The 17,495-nt window shown below is 65.4% G+C and carries 19 protein-coding genes; 13 read left to right on the top strand and 6 right to left on the bottom strand.

Annotation, left to right across the window (positions count from 1 at the left end):
- Positions 1-19 precede the first annotated feature (19 nt).
- Positions 20-430, bottom strand: a complete 411-nt coding sequence (locus tag GY40_RS00875) for a hypothetical protein (protein WP_156115828.1) — start codon at positions 428-430, stop codon at positions 20-22.
- Between the two features lie 884 nt (positions 431-1,314).
- On the opposite strand from GY40_RS00875, the gene GY40_RS26875 reads away from it, so the two are divergent.
- From GY40_RS26875 to GY40_RS00865, 3 genes are all read left to right on the top strand, one after another.
- Positions 1,315-1,548, top strand: coding sequence for a type II toxin-antitoxin system Phd/YefM family antitoxin (locus GY40_RS26875; RefSeq protein ID WP_081925045.1), 234 nt, complete (start codon positions 1,315-1,317; stop codon positions 1,546-1,548).
- Positions 1,545-1,931: a type II toxin-antitoxin system VapC family toxin gene (locus GY40_RS00870; protein WP_038357976.1), complete on the top strand. Its 387-nt coding sequence runs from the start codon at positions 1,545-1,547 to the stop codon at positions 1,929-1,931. The genes GY40_RS26875 and GY40_RS00870 overlap by 4 nt, the downstream gene beginning before the upstream one ends.
- Before the next feature lie 270 nt (positions 1,932-2,201).
- On the top strand, positions 2,202-2,444 hold the full coding sequence (locus tag GY40_RS00865) for a helix-turn-helix domain-containing protein (protein ID WP_038357889.1): 243 nt from the start codon (positions 2,202-2,204) through the stop codon (positions 2,442-2,444).
- Positions 2,445-2,667: 223 nt separating this feature from the next.
- Here GY40_RS00865 and GY40_RS00860 read toward each other — a convergent pair whose 3' ends face one another.
- Entirely contained in the window at positions 2,668-3,276 is a 609-nt protein-coding gene (locus GY40_RS00860) for a TetR/AcrR family transcriptional regulator (protein ID WP_038357888.1), read from the bottom strand.
- Between the two features lie 197 nt (positions 3,277-3,473).
- Here GY40_RS00860 and GY40_RS00855 point away from each other — a divergent pair, with 197 nt between their 5' ends.
- The 6 genes from GY40_RS00855 (at position 3,474) to GY40_RS00830 (ending at position 9,870) form a co-directional block, all read left to right on the top strand.
- The gene (locus tag GY40_RS00855) at positions 3,474-3,968 is read left to right on the top strand and encodes a (2Fe-2S)-binding protein (RefSeq protein ID WP_038357887.1); all 495 of its coding nucleotides are present in this window, start codon (positions 3,474-3,476) and stop codon (positions 3,966-3,968) included.
- Complete coding sequence (locus GY40_RS00850; protein WP_038357886.1) at positions 3,965-5,023, top strand: FAD binding domain-containing protein; 1,059 nt, start codon at positions 3,965-3,967, stop codon at positions 5,021-5,023. The genes GY40_RS00855 and GY40_RS00850 overlap by 4 nt, the downstream gene beginning before the upstream one ends.
- Complete coding sequence (locus GY40_RS00845; protein ID WP_038357885.1) at positions 5,016-7,274, top strand: xanthine dehydrogenase family protein molybdopterin-binding subunit; 2,259 nt, start codon at positions 5,016-5,018, stop codon at positions 7,272-7,274. The genes GY40_RS00850 and GY40_RS00845 overlap by 8 nt, the downstream gene beginning before the upstream one ends.
- Before the next feature lie 512 nt (positions 7,275-7,786).
- Positions 7,787-8,011, top strand: coding sequence for a hypothetical protein (locus tag GY40_RS00840; protein ID WP_038357884.1), 225 nt, complete (start codon positions 7,787-7,789; stop codon positions 8,009-8,011).
- Positions 8,012-8,056: 45 nt separating this feature from the next.
- Complete coding sequence (locus tag GY40_RS26340) at positions 8,057-8,575, top strand: NUDIX domain-containing protein (protein ID WP_051987394.1); 519 nt, start codon at positions 8,057-8,059, stop codon at positions 8,573-8,575.
- Positions 8,576-8,694: 119 nt separating this feature from the next.
- Positions 8,695-9,870, top strand: coding sequence for an acyltransferase family protein (locus GY40_RS00830; protein ID WP_051987393.1), 1,176 nt, complete (start codon positions 8,695-8,697; stop codon positions 9,868-9,870).
- A 308-nt stretch (positions 9,871-10,178) separates the two neighbouring features.
- Here GY40_RS00830 and GY40_RS00825 read toward each other — a convergent pair whose 3' ends face one another.
- From GY40_RS00825 to GY40_RS00815, 4 genes are all read right to left on the bottom strand, one after another.
- Positions 10,179-10,628 (bottom strand): Ros/MucR family transcriptional regulator, encoded by a 450-nt coding sequence (locus GY40_RS00825; RefSeq protein ID WP_038357883.1) that lies wholly within the window; start codon positions 10,626-10,628, stop codon positions 10,179-10,181.
- A 291-nt stretch (positions 10,629-10,919) separates the two neighbouring features.
- The gene (locus GY40_RS27380) at positions 10,920-11,198 is read right to left on the bottom strand and encodes a hypothetical protein (protein WP_156115827.1); all 279 of its coding nucleotides are present in this window, start codon (positions 11,196-11,198) and stop codon (positions 10,920-10,922) included.
- A 166-nt stretch (positions 11,199-11,364) separates the two neighbouring features.
- A complete protein-coding gene (locus GY40_RS00820; protein WP_197062679.1) occupies positions 11,365-11,871 on the bottom strand; it encodes a RidA family protein in 507 nt (168 codons plus the stop codon).
- A 75-nt stretch (positions 11,872-11,946) separates the two neighbouring features.
- A complete protein-coding gene (locus GY40_RS00815) occupies positions 11,947-12,930 on the bottom strand; it encodes a LysR substrate-binding domain-containing protein (protein WP_081925041.1) in 984 nt (327 codons plus the stop codon).
- 139 nt (positions 12,931-13,069) lie between these two features.
- On the opposite strand from GY40_RS00815, the gene GY40_RS00810 reads away from it, so the two are divergent.
- Genes GY40_RS00810 through GY40_RS00795 form a run of 4 tightly spaced genes read left to right on the top strand, consistent with a single transcriptional unit; the run spans position 13,070 to position 17,485 of the window.
- Positions 13,070-14,572 (top strand): sugar ABC transporter ATP-binding protein, encoded by a 1,503-nt coding sequence (locus GY40_RS00810; protein ID WP_038357882.1) that lies wholly within the window; start codon positions 13,070-13,072, stop codon positions 14,570-14,572.
- Positions 14,569-15,570 (top strand): ABC transporter permease, encoded by a 1,002-nt coding sequence (locus GY40_RS00805; RefSeq protein WP_038357881.1) that lies wholly within the window; start codon positions 14,569-14,571, stop codon positions 15,568-15,570. The genes GY40_RS00810 and GY40_RS00805 overlap by 4 nt, the downstream gene beginning before the upstream one ends.
- Positions 15,567-16,532: an ABC transporter permease gene (locus GY40_RS26335; RefSeq protein ID WP_051987391.1), complete on the top strand. Its 966-nt coding sequence runs from the start codon at positions 15,567-15,569 to the stop codon at positions 16,530-16,532. Before GY40_RS00805 ends, GY40_RS26335 begins: the two co-directional genes overlap by 4 nt.
- Entirely contained in the window at positions 16,529-17,485 is a 957-nt protein-coding gene (locus GY40_RS00795; RefSeq protein ID WP_038357878.1) for a substrate-binding domain-containing protein, read from the top strand. Before GY40_RS26335 ends, GY40_RS00795 begins: the two co-directional genes overlap by 4 nt.
- Positions 17,486-17,495 lie beyond the last annotated feature (10 nt).

The raw sequence follows: 17,495 nt of genomic DNA, 5'->3' as shown, positions 1-17,495 counted from the left end.
TCCAAGGGGTCGCTTCGAGTCAATCCCTACCCGTCTGACGCGTCGGCCAAAATGTCTCACGCTGGATCGGAATGGCCATTCGGCCGGCCAAAGCGGGATGTCCGCTTCCAGGCAAGCGACTCATGTCCGGCCGTGGCGCCATCACTACCAAGTCCGAGTTCCGGACGATGTATTCGAACGGCGTGCGGTCTTCGGTCTGGACGAAGACGTCGGCCTGCATGCCGGCGGTGACCCGCTGGGGCGCGAGGCGCGCATATTCCTCTGCCAGGACGGAAACCCGTATTGTGTAGAAGGTCGCGCCGGTCTGCTGGATCGCGACAATGTCGATCCGGCTAAGCCAGCTCTCCAGCAGCGGATTTGCCTGGACGAACAGCGTGAAGCGGCACGGTCCAACCGAGCAATCCCGCCTGGATTCCCGTGTGTTGTCCACGTCGCATTCTGTAGCGACTAACACGCGACAGATCGCCCAATAGGCGAAAGACTCCCGAAAATGGGAGGCGCAGCGCCGCCCGCAGATGCTCCTGCCAACGCAGATTCCGTGCCTCGATCAGTGTTCGCGCGCAAACGGCGGTCGCCAGCAGGGCGATCGTCACCGAAAGCCAGTTCAAGTCCTTGACGACCGGGAGCAAGCCGGCTGTCAGTATGATAGCGGCGCGCCAACGCCGTGCAGGCTGGGCCCGGACCCTGTTGAGGCATGCAGAGGCCCCGGCGAGAACGGCAAGGAAAAGCGCCAACGAGATGCCGAGGCGGTGTCCGTAGAACAGGCCATCCGCAAGCGCGACAAGCAGGGCGGCAGCGCCCAGCTGGGTCGTCAACCGCCCGACCTGTGGACTCGGGTCGGGTTGCGGAGTGTCGTTTTCGAGGGCAGTGGCAGGCATGGCTGTCGATCTCGGCTGGAAACGCCATCGGCGGCAGCGGCTAGCCGGGCCGGGAAGGCGAGGATTTCGGTGCAGGCGTTCGGCACCATGCTCTCCTGCCACCAGCCGTCCCTGGCCAGCCGGTGTGGCAACCGCGACGAGAAGGATTTTGGAGCGAGGATGTGCGCAATTGATGCGCGCGCCGATGGGAGCGATTTCGCCGAGTTCGGCAGAGCTTTAGGATTCTCGCGCAGCTTTTACGCAGATGCGGGCGATCGCAACAGCGATCCGATCGACGACTGCTTGCGGAGATATCCTTCGAAGATGTCGATGCCCTTCTCGATGGCGATTATTCCGCTGGGAGTCGTGCGCAGCGGATTGTGGTTCAGCCCGAAAACAGCACGGTTCTTGCCCGGTGTGGAGTGCTTAGCTATATCCTTAGCTAAGGAGAATGCTCATGGCCCAGTTCTCGGTTCACGATGCGAAGACCAATCTATCCAAACTGATCGCAGACGCCCTGGAGGGCGGGGATGTCGTCATCGCTCGTGGTAACGTGCCAGTAGTACGCTTGGTGCCGGTCGCGCCACGCGGCAAACGGCGCTTTGGGGCACTCAAAGGAAAGATTGCCGTCGATGCGCGCTTTGACGAGCCGTTGCCAGAGGACGAACTCGTGGGATGGAATCTCACTTGAGGCTGCTACTCGATACCCATGCTCTGATTTGGTGGCTCGCGGGTGACGAGGCGCTGAGCCGTCGGGCCCGCGAGGCCATCGAGGACGAGGGCAACAGCGTTGCCGTCAGTGCCGCCTCAGCCATGGAGGTTGCCACCAAATTCCGCATAGGCAAGCTCCCTGACGCCGCCCTGCTCGCGCAGGACTTCGAGACGATCATCGCCGATCAGGGTTTTGCTGAACTGGCGATCACCGTCCACCATGCCCTGCGAGCCGGTGAAATGAACATTGCACACAAGGACCCGTTCGACCGCTTCCTGATTGCCCAGGCTCAATCCGAGGACATGGTGCTGATATCGAACGAAGCGCTATTCGACGGATTCGCAGTCAAACGCCTGTGGTAGCAAGCCCCCACAGGATAATCCGAATGCCGAAATAACGCCATCAGGCGACATTCACTAACCGACCGGAAAGGGACCTTCGGTGCTCGCCCTGGCCTGCCCGTCGACACCGAGGAGCTCGCGTTGGCGGTCCTCAATCTCGGCCGACGTATGCGCCGCGGATCAGACGAAATCGCAGGCGCGAGACGAGTCACCGCCATCGAGGCGCCTGAGGGCGTAGCGTGAAGACTCAATCGGCAAACGCAAGTTCTGCGTTCTCCGGACACCAGATCGGTGAAGCTTTCGATTCGGGAGGTGATCCTGCTCGAGCATCTGGCGACGCGGCCGGACGAAACAGTTTCGCGGGATCTGATCATGGGCCTGTTCGGCCATGCTCGGATCGACCCCGAAAGCCGGCGTTTCGACGCGCTTCTGGCGCGCCTGCGCTCTAAGCTGAAAGCGGTCGGGATGGAATGCCCCTTGCAAGTGGTCCACAGCGCGGGCGTGAGGCTGGTCAAGCGGATAGACATTGTCTGACGTGCCTCAGACGACTCGCGCTTCTCTTTCCTGCGCTTGCCCAATTGCCAGGCTGTGCATGATCGAGCTCAAGCCCATGCCGTACGCGAAAGTGGACTTTCCGGATCGGGCTTTGTTACCGGCCTATAGCGGACTCTAGGCCGGAGCACCAAAGTCGGCGCCACCTATACGCTCCTTGTAAAGAATTCGAGACAATGGCGGTCGAGGTTGAGAACAGCCCTCGTTACGCTTTGCTGCTATCGACAGGGCGAACCCCAGGGACCAAAAGGCCGTCGACGAATACATTGGCGAGGCGCACGACCGTGGCCTGCCATCCCGGCTTATCGTGCAGGTAGCACATGCCGATCAGCGCGCGCAGAATCTCCTCCGCGCTAACATCGGAGCGCAACTCACCCGCTTCCACGGCCCGGTTCAGGAGGGTCCCGATGGCAGCCGTCAGCCGCTCGAAAGAATAGGTGTAGAGGTCGGCGGGTGCGTGCGCCGCCAGCGCCAGGGCCGCGAGCATCCCCTTCTTGGTCGCGACCAGCTGGACCTGTGCCTGCAGCCATTGCCGCAAGGCTTCGACCGGTCCGGCCTCCTTCGCCAGCGTCCCGGCCAGCGCGGCGAGCTGATCGACCTCGTGACGGTAAACCGCTTCGAACAAGGCCTCGCGGGTCGGAAAGTGCCGATAGAGCGTGCCGATTCCAACGCCAGCCTGTCGCGCAACCGCCTCCAGGCTAGCTTCGGCTCGCCCGGTGCCGAAGACCTCGCGAGCGGCTTGGAGCAACCGATCGCGATTGCGAGCGGCGTCCGCGCGGGGCTTGCGTCCGGTGCTGGCGGGCTCGTCCTTCATCGCTGTCGACACGAAACTTTCCTGGAAAACTTGTAAAACGGAGGATGCCTCCGTATTGTCAGGGGCGGCCGCGATCGCCGTTCCCGCCTTCGCGACATGCGATCGCTGGACCCGATGCGCGACGCCGCGGTTGAAGGAGCATGCCCCAAGGCCGCGGCGACAGCCAGACCAGACGCCTCATTTGATTGGAACGGTGTATGATTTTCTCCATCAACCTGACCATCAACGGTGACTTGCGACGGATCGAGCTCGACGATCCCCGGGTCACCCTTCTCGACCTCCTGCGGGAGCGCCTCGACCTCAGCGGCACCAAGAAGGGCTGCGACCGCGGCCAATGCGGCGCGTGCACCGTGCTCGTTGACGGCCGGCGCATCAACTCCTGTCTCGCTCTGGCGGTCAGCCTCGACGGCGCCAGCGTCGAGACGATCGAGAGCGTCGGGCGGGAGGGCGCGCTGCATCCCGTACAGGAAGCCTTCATCGCCCATGACGGCTTCCAGTGCGGCTTCTGCACGCCGGGCCAGATCATGAGCGCGATCGGGCTGATCCGCGAGGGACAGGCCGGAGACGATCCCGAGCGCATCCGCGAGCTGATGAGCGGCAATATCTGCCGCTGCGCCGCCTATGCCGGCATCACCGAGGCCGTGCTGGACGCGCAGAAGGCGATGGCCGGCGACGGGAGGGCCGCGGCGTGAAGATCTTCGACTATATCCGCCCCGCCTCGGTCACCGAGGCCGTCGCCGCAACCGCGCAAACGGGCGCAGTCTATCTCGCGGCCGGCACCAATTTGCTCGACTTGATGAAGGTGGGCGTGGCCCGGCCCGATCGCCTCGTCGATGTGACGCATCTGCCGGGTCTCGACCGGATCGAGCGTTTGCCCGATGGCGGCTTCCGCATCGGTGCGATGGTGCGCAACGCCACGCTCGCCTATGACACCGGCTTCGCAGAGGCCTTCCCGATGGTGAGCGAGGCGCTGCTCTCGGGCGCTTCCGCGCAATTGCGCAACGCTGCCACGGTCGGCGGAAACCTGCTGCAGCGGACGCGCTGCGCTTATTTCTACGACGTCGAGAGCGCCTGTAATAAGCGCGTGCCGGGCAGCGGCTGCGATGCGCTTCAGGGCGAAAACAGCGGCCATGCCGTGCTCGGCTGGAGCCCGTCCTGTATCGCGACGCATCCGTCCGATTTCTGTGTGCCGCTCGCGGCACTCGATGCGATCGTCGAGGTCGAAGGCCGCGACGGCCGCCGCGACATCCTGCTCGACGCGTTGCATCGCCTGCCCGGAGAACATCCGGAACGTGACACCGTGCTCGAACCCAGTGACCTGATCGTGGCCGTCAGGCTTCCGGCCGCCGCGGCGGCTTTCGCGTCCCATAGCCGTTATCTCAAGCTACGCGAGCGCACCTCCTATGCCTTCGCGGTGGTTTCAGCCGCCGCCGCGCTTCACCTCGGAGCCGGCAGGATCGCGCAGGTACGGCTCGCGCTCGGCAGCGTCGCGGCCAAGCCCTGGCGTTGCCGCGAGGCGGAAGCCCTGCTCGTCGGTGCCGAGCCGACGCCCGAGGCGTTCAAGCGCGCGGCCGAGATCGCCCTGGCCGAAGCCAAGCCGTCCGGCCACAACGCTCACAAGATCGAACTGGCGCGCCGCATCCTTGTCCGCGCCCTGAACGAAGCGGCGGCGGGCACGCCCGCGCAGATCGCCGCCCTGCCCGCCTCCCCTTTCTCGACCATGCCCGGAGCGCTCGCACATGCCTGAGATCACGCTCAGCCAATCTGCCCGGCATCAGCGCCACGGCTCCAATATCGGCCAGCCGCTGACCCGCCGCGACGGTGTCCTCAAGGTCACCGGCGCCGCCCCTTACGCCGCCGACCATCACCCCACCGGCATGCTCTACGCGGTGATGGCGGTCGCCGGCATCGCTCGCGGCCGTGTCGCCTCGCTCGATGTCGCTGCCGCAAAAGCCCATCCCGGCGTCGTCGACGTCATGACCCCGGCGCATAAGCCGAAGCTCGCCATGGACCCGGACGAGAAGAGCAACCCCTTCATGTTCCGGCTCGACCTGCTGCAGAACGACAAGGTGCGCTACCCGCGCCAGCCGATCGCGGTCGTGATCGCCGAGACGCTGGAGGCGGCGACCGAAGGCGCAACACTGCTGGCGCCGGTCTATGAGACGCAAACGGCACGCATCGGCCTCGACGGGGAGCGTTTCGTGCCGCCCGGCGTCGGCGTCGGCAACCCGCCCGCCGTCAGCCATGGCGATGTCGAGCAAGGGCTCAAGGACGCCGCCAAGGTGACCGAGGCGGTCTACGAGACGCCCTCGCAATATCACAACGCCATGGAGCCCCACGCCATCGTCGCGGAATGGACCGAGGCCGGCCTGGTGATCGACACGCCGAGCCAGGGCATGGCGATGGCCCAAGCGCGCATCGCCGGCCTGTTCGGCATCGCGCCGGAGACGATCCATATCCGCAGCCCCTTCCTCGGCGGCGGCTTCGGCTCAAAGGGGCTGGTTGCCGGCCCGCAAGTGCTCGGCATCATGGCGGCCAAGCTGGTCGGCCGCCCGGTCAAGCTGGTGCTGCGCCGCGAGCAGATGTACGGCCCGGTCGGCCATCGCGCGCCGACCCGCCAGACGCTGCGGCTGGGCACGGATGCGGGAGGCCGGCTGACCGCGCTCGATCATCACGCCCTGACGGCGTCGAGCAGCTTCGATGACTTCTTCGAGCCGGCCGCGGATGCCTCGCACACGCTCTATGCGGCGAAGGCGATCGCGACCGCGCATGAGGCGGTGCGCACCGATACGGGGACACCGCTTTTCATGCGCGCGCCAGGCGAGGCGACCGGTTCGATCGCGCTGGAAAGCGCCATCGACGAGGCGGCCTTCGCCTGCGGCATGGATCCGCTCGCCTTCCGCCTGAAAAACTATGCCGAGGTCGAGCCGATCTCCGGCAAGCCCTTTTCGTCGAAGGCGCTGCGCGAGTGCTACGCGCAAGGGGCGGAGCGTTTCGGCTGGTCGACACGGCCGCTCGCACCGCGTTCGAAGCGGGACGAAGCCGGCTTCCTCGTCGGCTGGGGCGTTGGCACCGCGACTTTTCCCGCGCTGATGTTCCAGGCGCAGGCCCGCGCCATCATCAGGGCGGATGGTTCCGGGCGCATGGAGATCGGCGCCCACGACATGGGCCAGGGCGCCTGGACGGCGCTGGCGCAGATCGCCGCGGACGGCCTGGGCCTCGACCTCGACAAGGTCGACTTCGCCTCGGGCACCTCGGATCTGCCCGATGCCGGCATCGCCGGCGGCTCGGCCCATACGGCCACGGCCGGCATGGCGATCCACAACGCAGGCGCTGCGGTCATCGCCAAGCTCGCCGATCTCGCGACCGGCGACGAGCGCTCGCCTCTGTTCGGCGCCGGCAACCAGGGCGTGATCGCCCGCGAGGGCCGCCTGCACCGGCGCGACGACGCCAGCCGCAGCGAGGCCTATGCCGACATCCTCGCGCGGGCGGGCCTTCAGCAGATCGAAGCCGGCGGCAAGGCCGCGGCTGATCCGGCGGCGCAGGAAAGCTATGCGATGCACGCCCATGGCGCGGTCTTCGCCGAGGTGAAGGTCGATCCCGATCTCGGCCAGATTCGCGTCAGCAGGCTGATCGGCGCCTTCGCCGCGGGGCGGATCATCAACCCGCATCTCGTGCGCAGCCAGTATTATGGCGGCATGATCTGGGGCATCTCCTTTGCGCTGCACGAGAAGGCGATCATCGACAGGCGCTCGGGCCGGATCATGAACGGCGATCTCGCCGAGTACCATGTCCCGGTCAATGCCGACGTGCCGCATGTCGAGGCAATCCTGGTCGACGAACATGACCCGCACGTCAACGCGCTCGGTATCAAGGGCGTCGGCGAGATCGGCATTACAGGTTCGGCCGGAGCCATTGCCAACGCGGTTTGGCACGCGACCGGCATTCGCTGCCGCCGCTTCCCGATCGGGCTGGAGCAGCTGATCGGAACGGCCTGAGCCTGGCGCGCCTGTATCAAGCACAACGTCATCGCGGCCGGGCGCTGGACGGCTCCGAAACGCGGCCACGATGCTTCAGTGCGCCATGGTCCAACCGACGCCGGCTTCATCGATTTGGAGCCGCGGTCCGCCGGCGCTCTGCGCCAAGCCAGCGTTCGAGGCCAGCTGGAAAGCGGAAGTTGGTAGGTCCAAGCCATCTCCGTGCGCTTCCAACCGGGGCGGTGATTGGGTGATCTTTGGCGCTCAACCGCAGACGGAAGCGCTCCAGCTCAGCTTTCTCGGTAAAAGATCGCCGGTTCATGGGCGCGGCTACGCGACGATCTCGTCAGGCTTGTGACGCTTCCTCGGCATCGCGGTCCTCCTGTCTGCCAAAAGACATACTTCAGGGTGGACCAATTCAACGGGGGTGGATCAGTGCCACAGCCATCCGGGCGCAAGGGGAGTAAGAGCCCGCATTTGACTCCACTGACGCGCGCAATGGATTGTCATCCCCTACGGATCGGGAGGAAACCATGGCTAAGAGCAATGAGATCCCCGCAGTTCGCGTCGCCGGATTCCAGGTCTTCCGAGGACCTGACGCCATCGCTGTTCGCTTCGAACTGATGACCGCGCCTGGCAGAAACGAGTCGATTACCATCGCACTGACACCGACCGGGGCGCAGGAGTTGGCCAAACAACTCGCGCACGAGCCTACTGCGGGAACCCCGGAGACCACGCCTGATACCTCGCGCCAGTAGCTGCCGAAGGCGCCCTCGCCCCGGGCTAAAATCGCCGAAGACTTGATGACGAGCGACATGCGGATGGGGAGTGAGATGCCTGATCCCGACTACGAGGCCAAATATGGTAAGGGTCCGCACCTAACGGCCGATGCAGTGGTCGTGCGCGGGAACGAAATTGCGCTGGTCCGGCGAAAGAGCAGCGGGCAATGGGCTTTGCCTGGTGGTTTCCTCGACCAGGGCGAGACCTTCAGCGATTGCGCGATCCGGGAGTTCAAGGAAGAGGCAGGGGTCGACTTGCGGGCCACGCCGGGGCTCATCCTCCGTGTCTATCGGCCTCTGGCGTTCGATGCGATCGAGAGAGATCCGCGGAGCCGCATCATCTCGGGTGCCGTTCTGATCACCCTGTCGGAGGAGATTAAGCGGCCGGAGCTCTTTGCCGGCGATGACGCTGAAGCGGCGCAATGGACGAGGTGGTACGCTATCCCAAAGCTCTATGCCGACCACAACACCATAGTGGAGGCATTGTTGGCACCTTACCGCGCCCAGGAGATTGGTGAGGTCGGCGAAGACACTGGCTTCTAATGGCTCCGAAGAGCCTCGGCAGCGAAGCGCCGCAGATTCACGGGCTTGGCGAATGGGTCGCGCTCTCCCCAGCAGCCGGTCCGTGGAATGTGGCAAAACCTTGCTAAGCAGGTGAGTGAATGCTTGTCTGCGCCTCGTGCAAGGGGGAAATGGGGCAAAGCGGCGGCATGGCGTCCGAACCACGGTTCGACAACTTGCAGGGTTTGAGAGGATTTGCCGCCCTCCTGGTGCTCGTTGAGCATACCGCGAACGCCATTTCGACGCGCTTCCTGGGCGTTAGTCCGTACGACTCGCCGTTGGCGATCTTTCCCTTCGCTGCCGGCGTAGACATCTTCTTCGTCATTTCCGGTTTCATTATTGCTTTTTCCAGCCGTTCGCTGTTCGGAAAGCCGGGGGCGTGGAAGAGCTTCCTCCTGCGTCGTCTTGCGCGGGTCGTGCCGTTATACTGGTTGATGACCGGCGTCATGATCTGCGCCTTTATTTTGATCGGGAGCCGTGCCTGGAGTGACACTTCGTGGTCGTCAGTTGCGGCATCTTTCCTTTTTCTACCGGCCGTTAATGTCGACGGGATTACCTCTCCTATCCTCGCCATCGGCTGGACGCTCAACTACGAGATGGCTTTCTATGCCTTATTCGCGGTCGCACTTTGTTTTTCCCAAGGGATAGCGTTGGTATTTATTGTGGGAATGCTTGTGCTGCCGGCTGTGCTGGGAAAGCTATTTGAGCCGGCGACACTGGCGCTGCAATTTTGGACCAATCCGATTGTCCTGGAGTTCGCAGCAGGTGTTTGCCTCTACGAGCTCCATCGCTCCGGCAAGCTTGCCCTCCCCGGCATAGCGCAAATCTGCCTCTCCCTGACAGCTCTTTTCTGTTTCGCCATGACCGCTAGCGAGCCCGGGCCATGGCGCTGGATCGTGTGGGGCGGCCCCGCGGCGCTTCTCGTGGCCGCCGCGCTTGGAACGGCTGCGTTGCAGGGCAAACTCGCCAGGGGCGGCAGCCGGGCCGGGGACTGGTCATACGGCATCTATCTCACGCATTTCCCGATCGTGATGATTGGTTCCATGACCTGCCAGGTCCTGTTCCCGCAGACGAATTGGGTTTGGTTCGGCCTCTTTCCTGTTTTCGTACTGATTGCAACGCTTGCCGCCGCGGCGCTCCTGTACCGCGTCGTCGAGCGGCCTTTCATGGATCTGGCGAGCCAGGCCGGTGCCCATCAAAATCGGCCACAAGGTCCGCATGCAGGGGAAGCGCTGATCTCGGCTACAAGGCCGAATATGGTAAGGGACCACATCTGACAGCCGATGCCGTGTGGCGCGGGGAACGATCACCGCTTCAGCGAAAGACCGGCGGCCTAAGACGATGGCTTCTAGACAATCTCGAAGAGCCTGAGCAGCGAAGCGGCCATCACGATCCATGCCGCTGCCACAAGGGCCGCCCTTCCCTGATTGCCCAAAGCCCGGCGCCAGCGAGGCAGGGCCGCCCTGCGCGCCCTCCCCTCGGCATTGTCTCGGCCGATCTGCTCCCAATGGCCCATCTACAACTCGCTTATTGCCGGCCGAGGGCGGACAACGCGAGGCTTGACCTTCGCGCCGGCCGAAATGACTCAGGCTGAAGCCTTGGCCCGATCACGCTTCGGAGCCGCCGGCACCGTCTTCCGACGCTGCAGGCCTAGGCCCAGGGACTTGGCCAGATTAGAGCGGGCCTCAGCGTAGTTCGGCGCGACCATCGGATAGTCCGGAGGCAGATTCCACTTCACGCGGTACTGATCGGGCGTCATGTCGAACGCTGTACGAAGGTGACGCTTAAGCGATTTAAACTTCTTGCCGTCTTCCAGGCAAATCAGGAAATCGGACGTAATGGATTTCTTGATTGATACGGCCGGGGTCGCCTTTTCTTCGGGAGCCGACGCCGGAGCCTGACCAAGCCCAGTGAGCGCTGCGTGCGTGCTAGCAATCAACGCCGGAAGCTCGGCCATCGGCACGCTATTGTGCCCGACGAATGCCGAAACGATATGCGCGACCAAGTCGACGAGCGCTTCGTTGTTTTCCGACATTTCCAAACTCCGTGGGCATTGCAGAGAGCTTACGCTTCGCTCCTTTTATTATAGAGTTTTCATTTGGCAATAGATCTGCAAAACCCAGCTTTGATTTCTGACGTTCAGAACAGGTCGCCTTGCTGAGGCGGGGCGACTGCGGGGGGGCAGCACCTCGCCTGGGCCATCCTGCTTGACGCCGCGCGCTACGATGTCGAGCGACCCATTTGGGAGCGGACGTTGCAGCGTCCTGGCCTGTTCCCATGGCGCCGTCACCCCCGGGCAGAGCGTCGGCAGCCAATCAGCTCAGGTCTATCGGTATCGCTGGGACCACCACGGCCGCAAAGGCCAGCGCTGTTGGGTCTTCGCGCGCGGCACGATGAACAGCGTCGATCTCGAGTTCGAGGCCGGCTTTCGCATGGTCTCCTCCGGCAACGCGCTGAGGAGGGCATAGCCATGGCGCGCGCTCAGGTTCAGCGCGTCTTCGTCGATCGAAAGACGGCCGCTGAGATGCTGATGATCAGCGTCGATACCTTCGACACATGGCTTCGCGCTGACTTCATCCCACAGCCGCAGATCGATCGCGGCCAAATCTCTTCAGTCGAAGCTTGCCGGGGAGCCGGCACCTAATCGACTATCTGAGGGGTCAATGGGGAGCCTCGCACATCTGATCCCTTGCAAACCTCGGACTCGGCAGATCAGGCAACAGGTCATGGGCCCGATCTTGCCAGATGTCCCGGACTCTGCCCTCGTGAAGTCAGCGCCGCTTTGCCGCGATGACCTCAATTTCCACGAGCCAGCCCGGCCAGACAAGGCTGGTGACCTGGGCACGTGTGCGGACCGGAATATTGGGGTTCTGGGATGTGCCAAAGAATTCGAGATAGGCTTTCGAGAAGGCCTGAAAATCGGCTTTGCCGCCTTTCGCAGGATCGCCGACGAGGAAAGCCTGCATCTTGACGACATCGCTCATCGCAAATCCGCGCTTGGCGAGCGTGGTAGCGATGTCTTTGAGTATCTCTCGCGTCTGCGTCTCGGTGTCGCCGTAGGCGGCGACGGTGTCATCTGGAACCGTCGCGTCGACGATCGGCGGAGTCACGCCGCTCAGCATCAGAAGATCGGTCCCCGAGGGAACCAGCAGCGATTCCAGGAACTGGTTCTTGTACGGCGATGCGTCATCCAACCGGAAACGTTCGATATCGGCACTCATGGCAACCTGTGTTCCTGTCAACAGCCATACGACGGCGAAAGCCTTGAAGCCCGGCATGATTGTCCCCTCGTTTCGTTGCCTGAAGCAGCACCGAAGCAGAGCCGGTTCACAATCGAAAAAATAGCCGCTTATCTATGAGGCTGGCTCATGCATCATCGCTGGCAGCGCCTCCCGCGCCCGGAAGGCCTCGGCGAGCGCCCAGGAGCGGAACTGTTGAACGTGGCGCTCATCCAGCCGTGTCTCGTGGATCAGCAGATAGTACTCGCCTGCGCTTTCGAGATCGCCGGCCACCGGCATGACGAGCCCCCGCATCCCGTCCGGATGCGCCAGCACGATGTCGGGCACGAGCGCGATGCCGCGGCCCTGCCGTGCCGCATCCAGCGACATGAAGAAATGTCCGAACTGCAGCGTCTGCTCGATCTCGACCGCTGCGCGGACGCCATGGGCCTTGAGCCAATCCGGCCAGGCATGGCGGCGCGTCGAAGTATGGATCAGCGGCCAGCGCACCAGATCGGCCGGAGTGATCTCTGTTTCGCCGATCAGGCCCGGTGAACAGACCGGCACGAGCCGATCCGGGAAGAGTTCGTCGGCATGGACCCCGTCCCAACGCGTCAGCATCGACAATTCAATGCGCGGTTGGTTGCGCTCATAGTGCCGACCCGGCAGGCGGCCGACTCGGATCGCGACATCCGCGTCGTGCGCGAGCAGGTCGGCCGGCTCGATCGACGAGACGACGCGCAGCTCGATCTCCGGGTGCTGGCTGGTGAAGTGATGGAGCCGCGGCATCAGCCAGACCGAGGCGATCGTCGGCAGGACGGACACCGTCAACGTCGCTCGGTCGCGGCGGCGGGTGAAACGGCCGGCGGCGCGCTCGAGCTCGTCGAGCATGCTTTCCACGCTCTGGAAGAACTGCTCACCCTCGGCGGTGAGCTCGATCCTGCGGGTCAGGCGGTGAAAAAGCTCCTGCCCGAGATGGAGCTCGAGTTCCCTGACCTGCCGGCTGACCGCGCCCTGCGTCAGGTTTAGTTCCTGGGCCGCTTTGGTGAAGGAGAGGTGCCGCGCAGCGGCGTCAAAGCCCCGCAGCGCATTCAACGGCGGCAGTCGCCTCTTTCGCATGCATCACCTCACTCATGCATGAGAGTAGATCATGCATGAGCGCCGAACAATTCGTTTGTGACGATCGAGCGGCAGTCCCATCGTCACGACAACACCGGTGCAGCCGAAAGGCCCGCTTCAGGTGAATGGGGAATTGCCGATGACGATCGAGCCAGCGATCGCGCTCGCCATGCGCGACATCGCCAAACGCTATGGCGCGACCTGTGCGCTGCGCAGCACTGATCTCACGCTGCGCGCCGGTCGCGTCCATGCACTCCTCGGCGAGAACGGCGCTGGCAAGTCGACCTTGGTCAAGATCATCGTCGGCGCGGTGAAACCTGACAGCGGCAGCCTCTCCCTTGGTGGGAAGCCGGTCGCCTTCCACTCGGTGGCCGAGGCGATCGCCGCTGGGATCGTACCGATCTACCAGCATCTCAGCCTGTTTCCCGAGCTCTCCGTCCTCGACAATCTCTCTGCCTTCCAGCTCGCCGCCGGCCAGGCCGGCCTCAGCGGCAGGGCACTGGTGCCGCGCGACGAGGCCAAGGCGTGGCTCGCCCGGGTCGGGCTCGACCTCGATCTCGATCGCCCGGTTTCGTCGCTCTCGCTCGGCGAACGCCAATTGCTCGAAATCGCCCGCGGCGTCGGTCGGAATTGCCGGATCCTGGTCCTCGACGAACCTACCGCAGCGCTGAACGGCGCAGAGGCCGACCGGCTCTTCGCCGTGGTCCGCGACCTCTGCACGCAGGGTGCAGCCGTCCTTTTCATCTCGCACAAATTCGACGAGATCGAGCGTCTCGCCGACGAGGTCACGGTGCTGCGCGACGGCGCGACCGTAATCGACGCCGCCCCGATCGGCCGGCATGACAGCGCCACGCTGGTCAAGGCGATGCTGGGCATGCACATCGAGCACGAGCATCGTTCCGGCAGCGCCCGGACGGAGCCTGTCCTGACTGCAGTCAATGTGCGCATGGCGACCGGCCACAGCCTCGATCTCTCGGTGCGTGCCGGCGAAATCGTCGGCCTTGCCGGACTGGTCGGCTCCGGAGCGCTTGCCATCGCCGCCACCATGGCCGGCGCCGCGCCCGGCACAGGCGAGATCGCCGTCGGCGAGCGGCGCTTCGCGCTTGGAGACCGGCGTGAAGCCGTCCGGCTCGGCGTCGCCTATGTCCCGGCCGACCGCCATGCCGAGGGGCTGTTTCCCCCGGTCAGCGCGATCGGCAACGCCTCCGCCAGCGCCCTGTCGCGTTTCTCCGCCCGCGGCCTTCTCGGCAAGGCACGCGAACGCACGGCGATCGAGCCGCTGCTGCGCCGCCTGCACCTTCATCCGGCCCGTCCTGATGCCGAGGCCGCAAGCTTCAGCGGCGGCAATCAGCAGAAGCTGCTGATCGCGCGTTGCCTTGCGCTGCCGGACCTGCGGGCGCTGGTCCTGCTCGAGCCGACGCGCGGTGTCGATGTCGCCGCCCGCGCCATGATCCATCGCGCCGTCATTGAGATGGCCCGCAGCGGCGTCGCTGTCCTGATCACATCGAGCGATCTCGATGAGCTGACCGCGCTCTGCGACCGTTACCTCGTGGTCCGCGACGGGGTGATTGCCAAGGAATTGCCCGGCGACACCTCGACCGAGACGATCATGGCCGCGCTCGCCGGAAAGGCCGCCGCATGAGCAGTTTCCCTCTCGGCGACCGGGGCCCGTCCGGCATGCCCGCCTTCCTGCGCCCGCCCGCCATTCTGATCGTGGCGGCGCTGCTCTTCGGGCTGGCGGCCCTCGCGGTGCCGCGCTTCGGCACGCTCGGCAATGTCGAGAACGTCCTGCGCATCGCTGCGATCCTCGGCATCGTCGCCTGCGGCCAGGCTATCGTCGTCATCCTCGCCGGCATCGAGTTCTCCTTCGGCGCCTCCGCGGCGCTGGCGAGCGTCGTCATCGTCATGGCCCTGCCGACAATCGGCGTCGTCGGTGCCTTCCTCCTCGGCAGCCTGCTGATCGTCGCGATCGGGATGATCAACGGCCTGCTCGTCGCCCGCTTTTCCGTGCCGCCGGTGATCGCGACGCTGGGCATGCTGATGATCGCCTCGGGCCTCGCTGCCTGGCTCGCCGGCGGGCTGCCGATCGATGCGCCGCCCTCGAACGCCTTCTCCTTCCCAGCCCGCGGCCGTGTCTTCGGCATCCCCGTGCCGATCCTGTGTGCCGCCATCGCCTTCGCCGCACTGCATCTGCTGCTGGCGGAGACCCGGCTGGGGCGCGGCTGGTATCTGGTCGGCGCCAATGCGACGGCCGCCAGGCTCGCCGGACTGTCCGTGCCTCGCCTCGTCTTTGCCGGTTATGCCGTGGCCGGCCTGTTCTGCGCGCTCGGCGCCGTGATCCTGACCAGCCGCGTCGCCTCGGGCCAGCCCATGCTCGCGCCGAACCTGCCCTTCGAGACCATCGCCGCCTGCGCCGTCGGCGGGCTGCCGCTCGGCGGCGGGCGCGGCAATGTCCTGCAGGTCGCCTGCGGCGTGCTGATCGTCGCCATGCTCAACAACATCGTGGTGCTGCTCAACCTGCCGACGGCCTACCAGCTCATCCTGCTCGGCATACTCGTCATCGGCGCCGTTTTGCTCCAGCGCGACTGGGCCTTCCTCGGCAACGCGGTCCGCGTGCTGACCGCCGGGAGGCGCGGATGAACCAGATCATCGCTCCCCGCCTCCTGGTCGCCCCTGCCGGCATCCTCGCCGCCAGCCTGATCTTCGGCGCGATCGCACCCGGCTTCCTCTCGCTCGGCAATGCCGCCAGCATCGCCGGCCAGGCCTGGGTCCTCGTCCTGCTCGCAACCGGCCAGATGTTCGCCCTTGCCGCTCGCGGCTTCGACATCTCGGTCGGCGCGATCGCGGCGCTCGCGGGAACGCTCGCCGCCATGGCGGCCAACAGCTTCGGGCTGGCGGGTCTGATTGTCGCCCCACTGGTCGGCCTGGCCTGCGGCACGCTGAATGGCTGGCTCGTCGGCCGCCTTGCCCTCCAGCCCATCGTCGCGACGCTCGGCTCACTCGTCGCGCTGAAGGGCGTCGCCTTGCTGGTCAGCGATGATGGCCAGGCCGTGCCGCTCGCCGAGGCCGGCCATGCCACCAGCCTCGCCTTCGATCCCGCGCTCGGACTGCCACCCTTCGCCTGGCTCGCCCTTGCCTGCGTCCTCGGCGCCCAGTTCCTCCTGGGCCATGCCACGCTCGGCAAGCGCATCCTGATGCTAGGCGCCAATCCCGAAGCCGTGGGCCTGGTCGGCGCCGATGCCGGCGCCCTCCAGATCCGCGCCTACCAGCTCTGCGGCCTCTTCGCCGGCCTGGCAGGCGCGCTGATGACGGCCCGGGCCGGCGCCGGCCTGCCGACCGAAGGCGCCGGCATGGAGCTGCAGGCGATCGCCGCGGCGATCATCGGCGGGACCGCTTTGTCGGGTGGCGTCGCCAACGCCATCGCGGTCGCGGCCGGTGCCTTCTTTGTCCAGGTCGTGCTGACCGGGCTCAACCTCACCGGTGTCTCGCCCTTCCTGGCGCAGGTCACCGTCGGCCTCGTCATCCTCGGCTCCGGCCTGATGGATACCGCCCTCCGCTCGCTTCTCACCCGCAACCGCCAGCCCAAGGACGTATCGCCATGACATTCCTGTCCCGCCGTAGCCTCCTGCTCGCCTCGATCGCTGCCGCCGCGCTGGCGCAGCCGGCCCTCGCCCAGGAGAAGACGATCGGCATCGCCGTGCCGAACCTCGCCTCCTCCTTCTGGATCTCGGCCGTCTACGGCATGGAGAGCGAGGCGAAGGCGGGCGGCGCCAAGGTGCTGAAGCTCAATGCCGGCGGCGACGCCAACGCCTCGCAGCAGATCGCCCAGGTGCAGGACCTGATCCAGCGCAAGGTCGCGGCGATCGTGATCGGCGCCACCAATGGCGATGCGGTGAAGCCGATCGTCGAGCGCGCGATCGAGGCTGGCATCCCGGTCGTCGGCATCTCCTCGCCACCGAACACGCCGAAGCTCGCTTCGCTGGTCAGCGCCGACCATGCCGACATGGGCAAGCTCCAGGCTGAATGCCTTGCCAAGGCGGTCGGCGGCAAGGGCACGATCGCGATGATGGCGGGCCCCGCCGGCCAGGCCTGGTCGGACCTGCGCGCCAAAGGCTTCCGCGAGGCGCTGGCGAAAGCCGCGCCGGACGTCAAGATCGTCGCGGAATCACGCCTCGCCGACAACCGCAATGCCGCGCTCGGCACCGCCGAGGACTGGACGCAGCGCTTCCCCGACCTCGCCGGTATCTATGCGGCGACCGATGACATGGCCGCGGGCGTCGTCTCGGCTTTCAAGTCGGCAGGCAAGCCGGTGAAGGTCTCGGCCTCGAATTTCAGCCCAACCGCCCAGCAGATGCTGAAGGACGGCGACCTCGCCTGCACCTCGATCCAGCAGGTTGTCGCCCAGGGCAAGGCCGCGATGGCGCAGGCGCTGAAGGCCGCAGCCAAGCAACCGGTCGAGGCCCGCGTCGTGCTGCCGGCCCTGCTGGTGACGCGCGAGAACGTCGCGACCGTCGATCTCTCCTCGGTCGTCGCGCCGGCCGATTATCGCCCCTGACGGACGCACG

This window comes from Allobosea sp. UNC402CLCol (assembly GCF_000745475.1).
Classification (GTDB): domain Bacteria; phylum Pseudomonadota; class Alphaproteobacteria; order Rhizobiales; family Beijerinckiaceae; genus Allobosea; species Allobosea spartocytisi.
This window is presented reverse-complemented; position numbering and strand designations above follow the sequence as displayed.

What these genes read in the sequence shown, in the direction of transcription:
- GY40_RS00860 (WP_038357888.1), bottom strand. Translation starts at nt 3,276, where the DNA reads ATGAAGGACGAGCCCGCCAGCACCGGACGCAAGCCCCGCGCGGACGCC.
- GY40_RS26340 (WP_051987394.1), top strand. Translation starts at nt 8,057, where the DNA reads ATGACGAGCGACATGCGGATGGGGAGTGAGATGCCTGATCCCGACTAC.
- GY40_RS00845 (WP_038357885.1), top strand. Translation starts at nt 5,016, where the DNA reads ATGCCTGAGATCACGCTCAGCCAATCTGCCCGGCATCAGCGCCACGGC.
- GY40_RS00825 (WP_038357883.1), bottom strand. Translation starts at nt 10,628, where the DNA reads ATGTCGGAAAACAACGAAGCGCTCGTCGACTTGGTCGCGCATATCGTT.
- GY40_RS00830 (WP_051987393.1), top strand. Translation starts at nt 8,695, where the DNA reads ATGCTTGTCTGCGCCTCGTGCAAGGGGGAAATGGGGCAAAGCGGCGGC.
- GY40_RS00820 (WP_197062679.1), bottom strand. Translation starts at nt 11,871, where the DNA reads ATGCCGGGCTTCAAGGCTTTCGCCGTCGTATGGCTGTTGACAGGAACA.
- GY40_RS26335 (WP_051987391.1), top strand. Translation starts at nt 15,567, where the DNA reads ATGAACCAGATCATCGCTCCCCGCCTCCTGGTCGCCCCTGCCGGCATC.
- GY40_RS00815 (WP_081925041.1), bottom strand. Translation starts at nt 12,930, where the DNA reads ATGCGAAAGAGGCGACTGCCGCCGTTGAATGCGCTGCGGGGCTTTGAC.
- GY40_RS00840 (WP_038357884.1), top strand. Translation starts at nt 7,787, where the DNA reads ATGGCTAAGAGCAATGAGATCCCCGCAGTTCGCGTCGCCGGATTCCAG.
- GY40_RS00855 (WP_038357887.1), top strand. Translation starts at nt 3,474, where the DNA reads ATGATTTTCTCCATCAACCTGACCATCAACGGTGACTTGCGACGGATC.
- GY40_RS00810 (WP_038357882.1), top strand. Translation starts at nt 13,070, where the DNA reads ATGACGATCGAGCCAGCGATCGCGCTCGCCATGCGCGACATCGCCAAA.
- GY40_RS00805 (WP_038357881.1), top strand. Translation starts at nt 14,569, where the DNA reads ATGAGCAGTTTCCCTCTCGGCGACCGGGGCCCGTCCGGCATGCCCGCC.
- GY40_RS26875 (WP_081925045.1), top strand. Translation starts at nt 1,315, where the DNA reads ATGGCCCAGTTCTCGGTTCACGATGCGAAGACCAATCTATCCAAACTG.
- GY40_RS00795 (WP_038357878.1), top strand. Translation starts at nt 16,529, where the DNA reads ATGACATTCCTGTCCCGCCGTAGCCTCCTGCTCGCCTCGATCGCTGCC.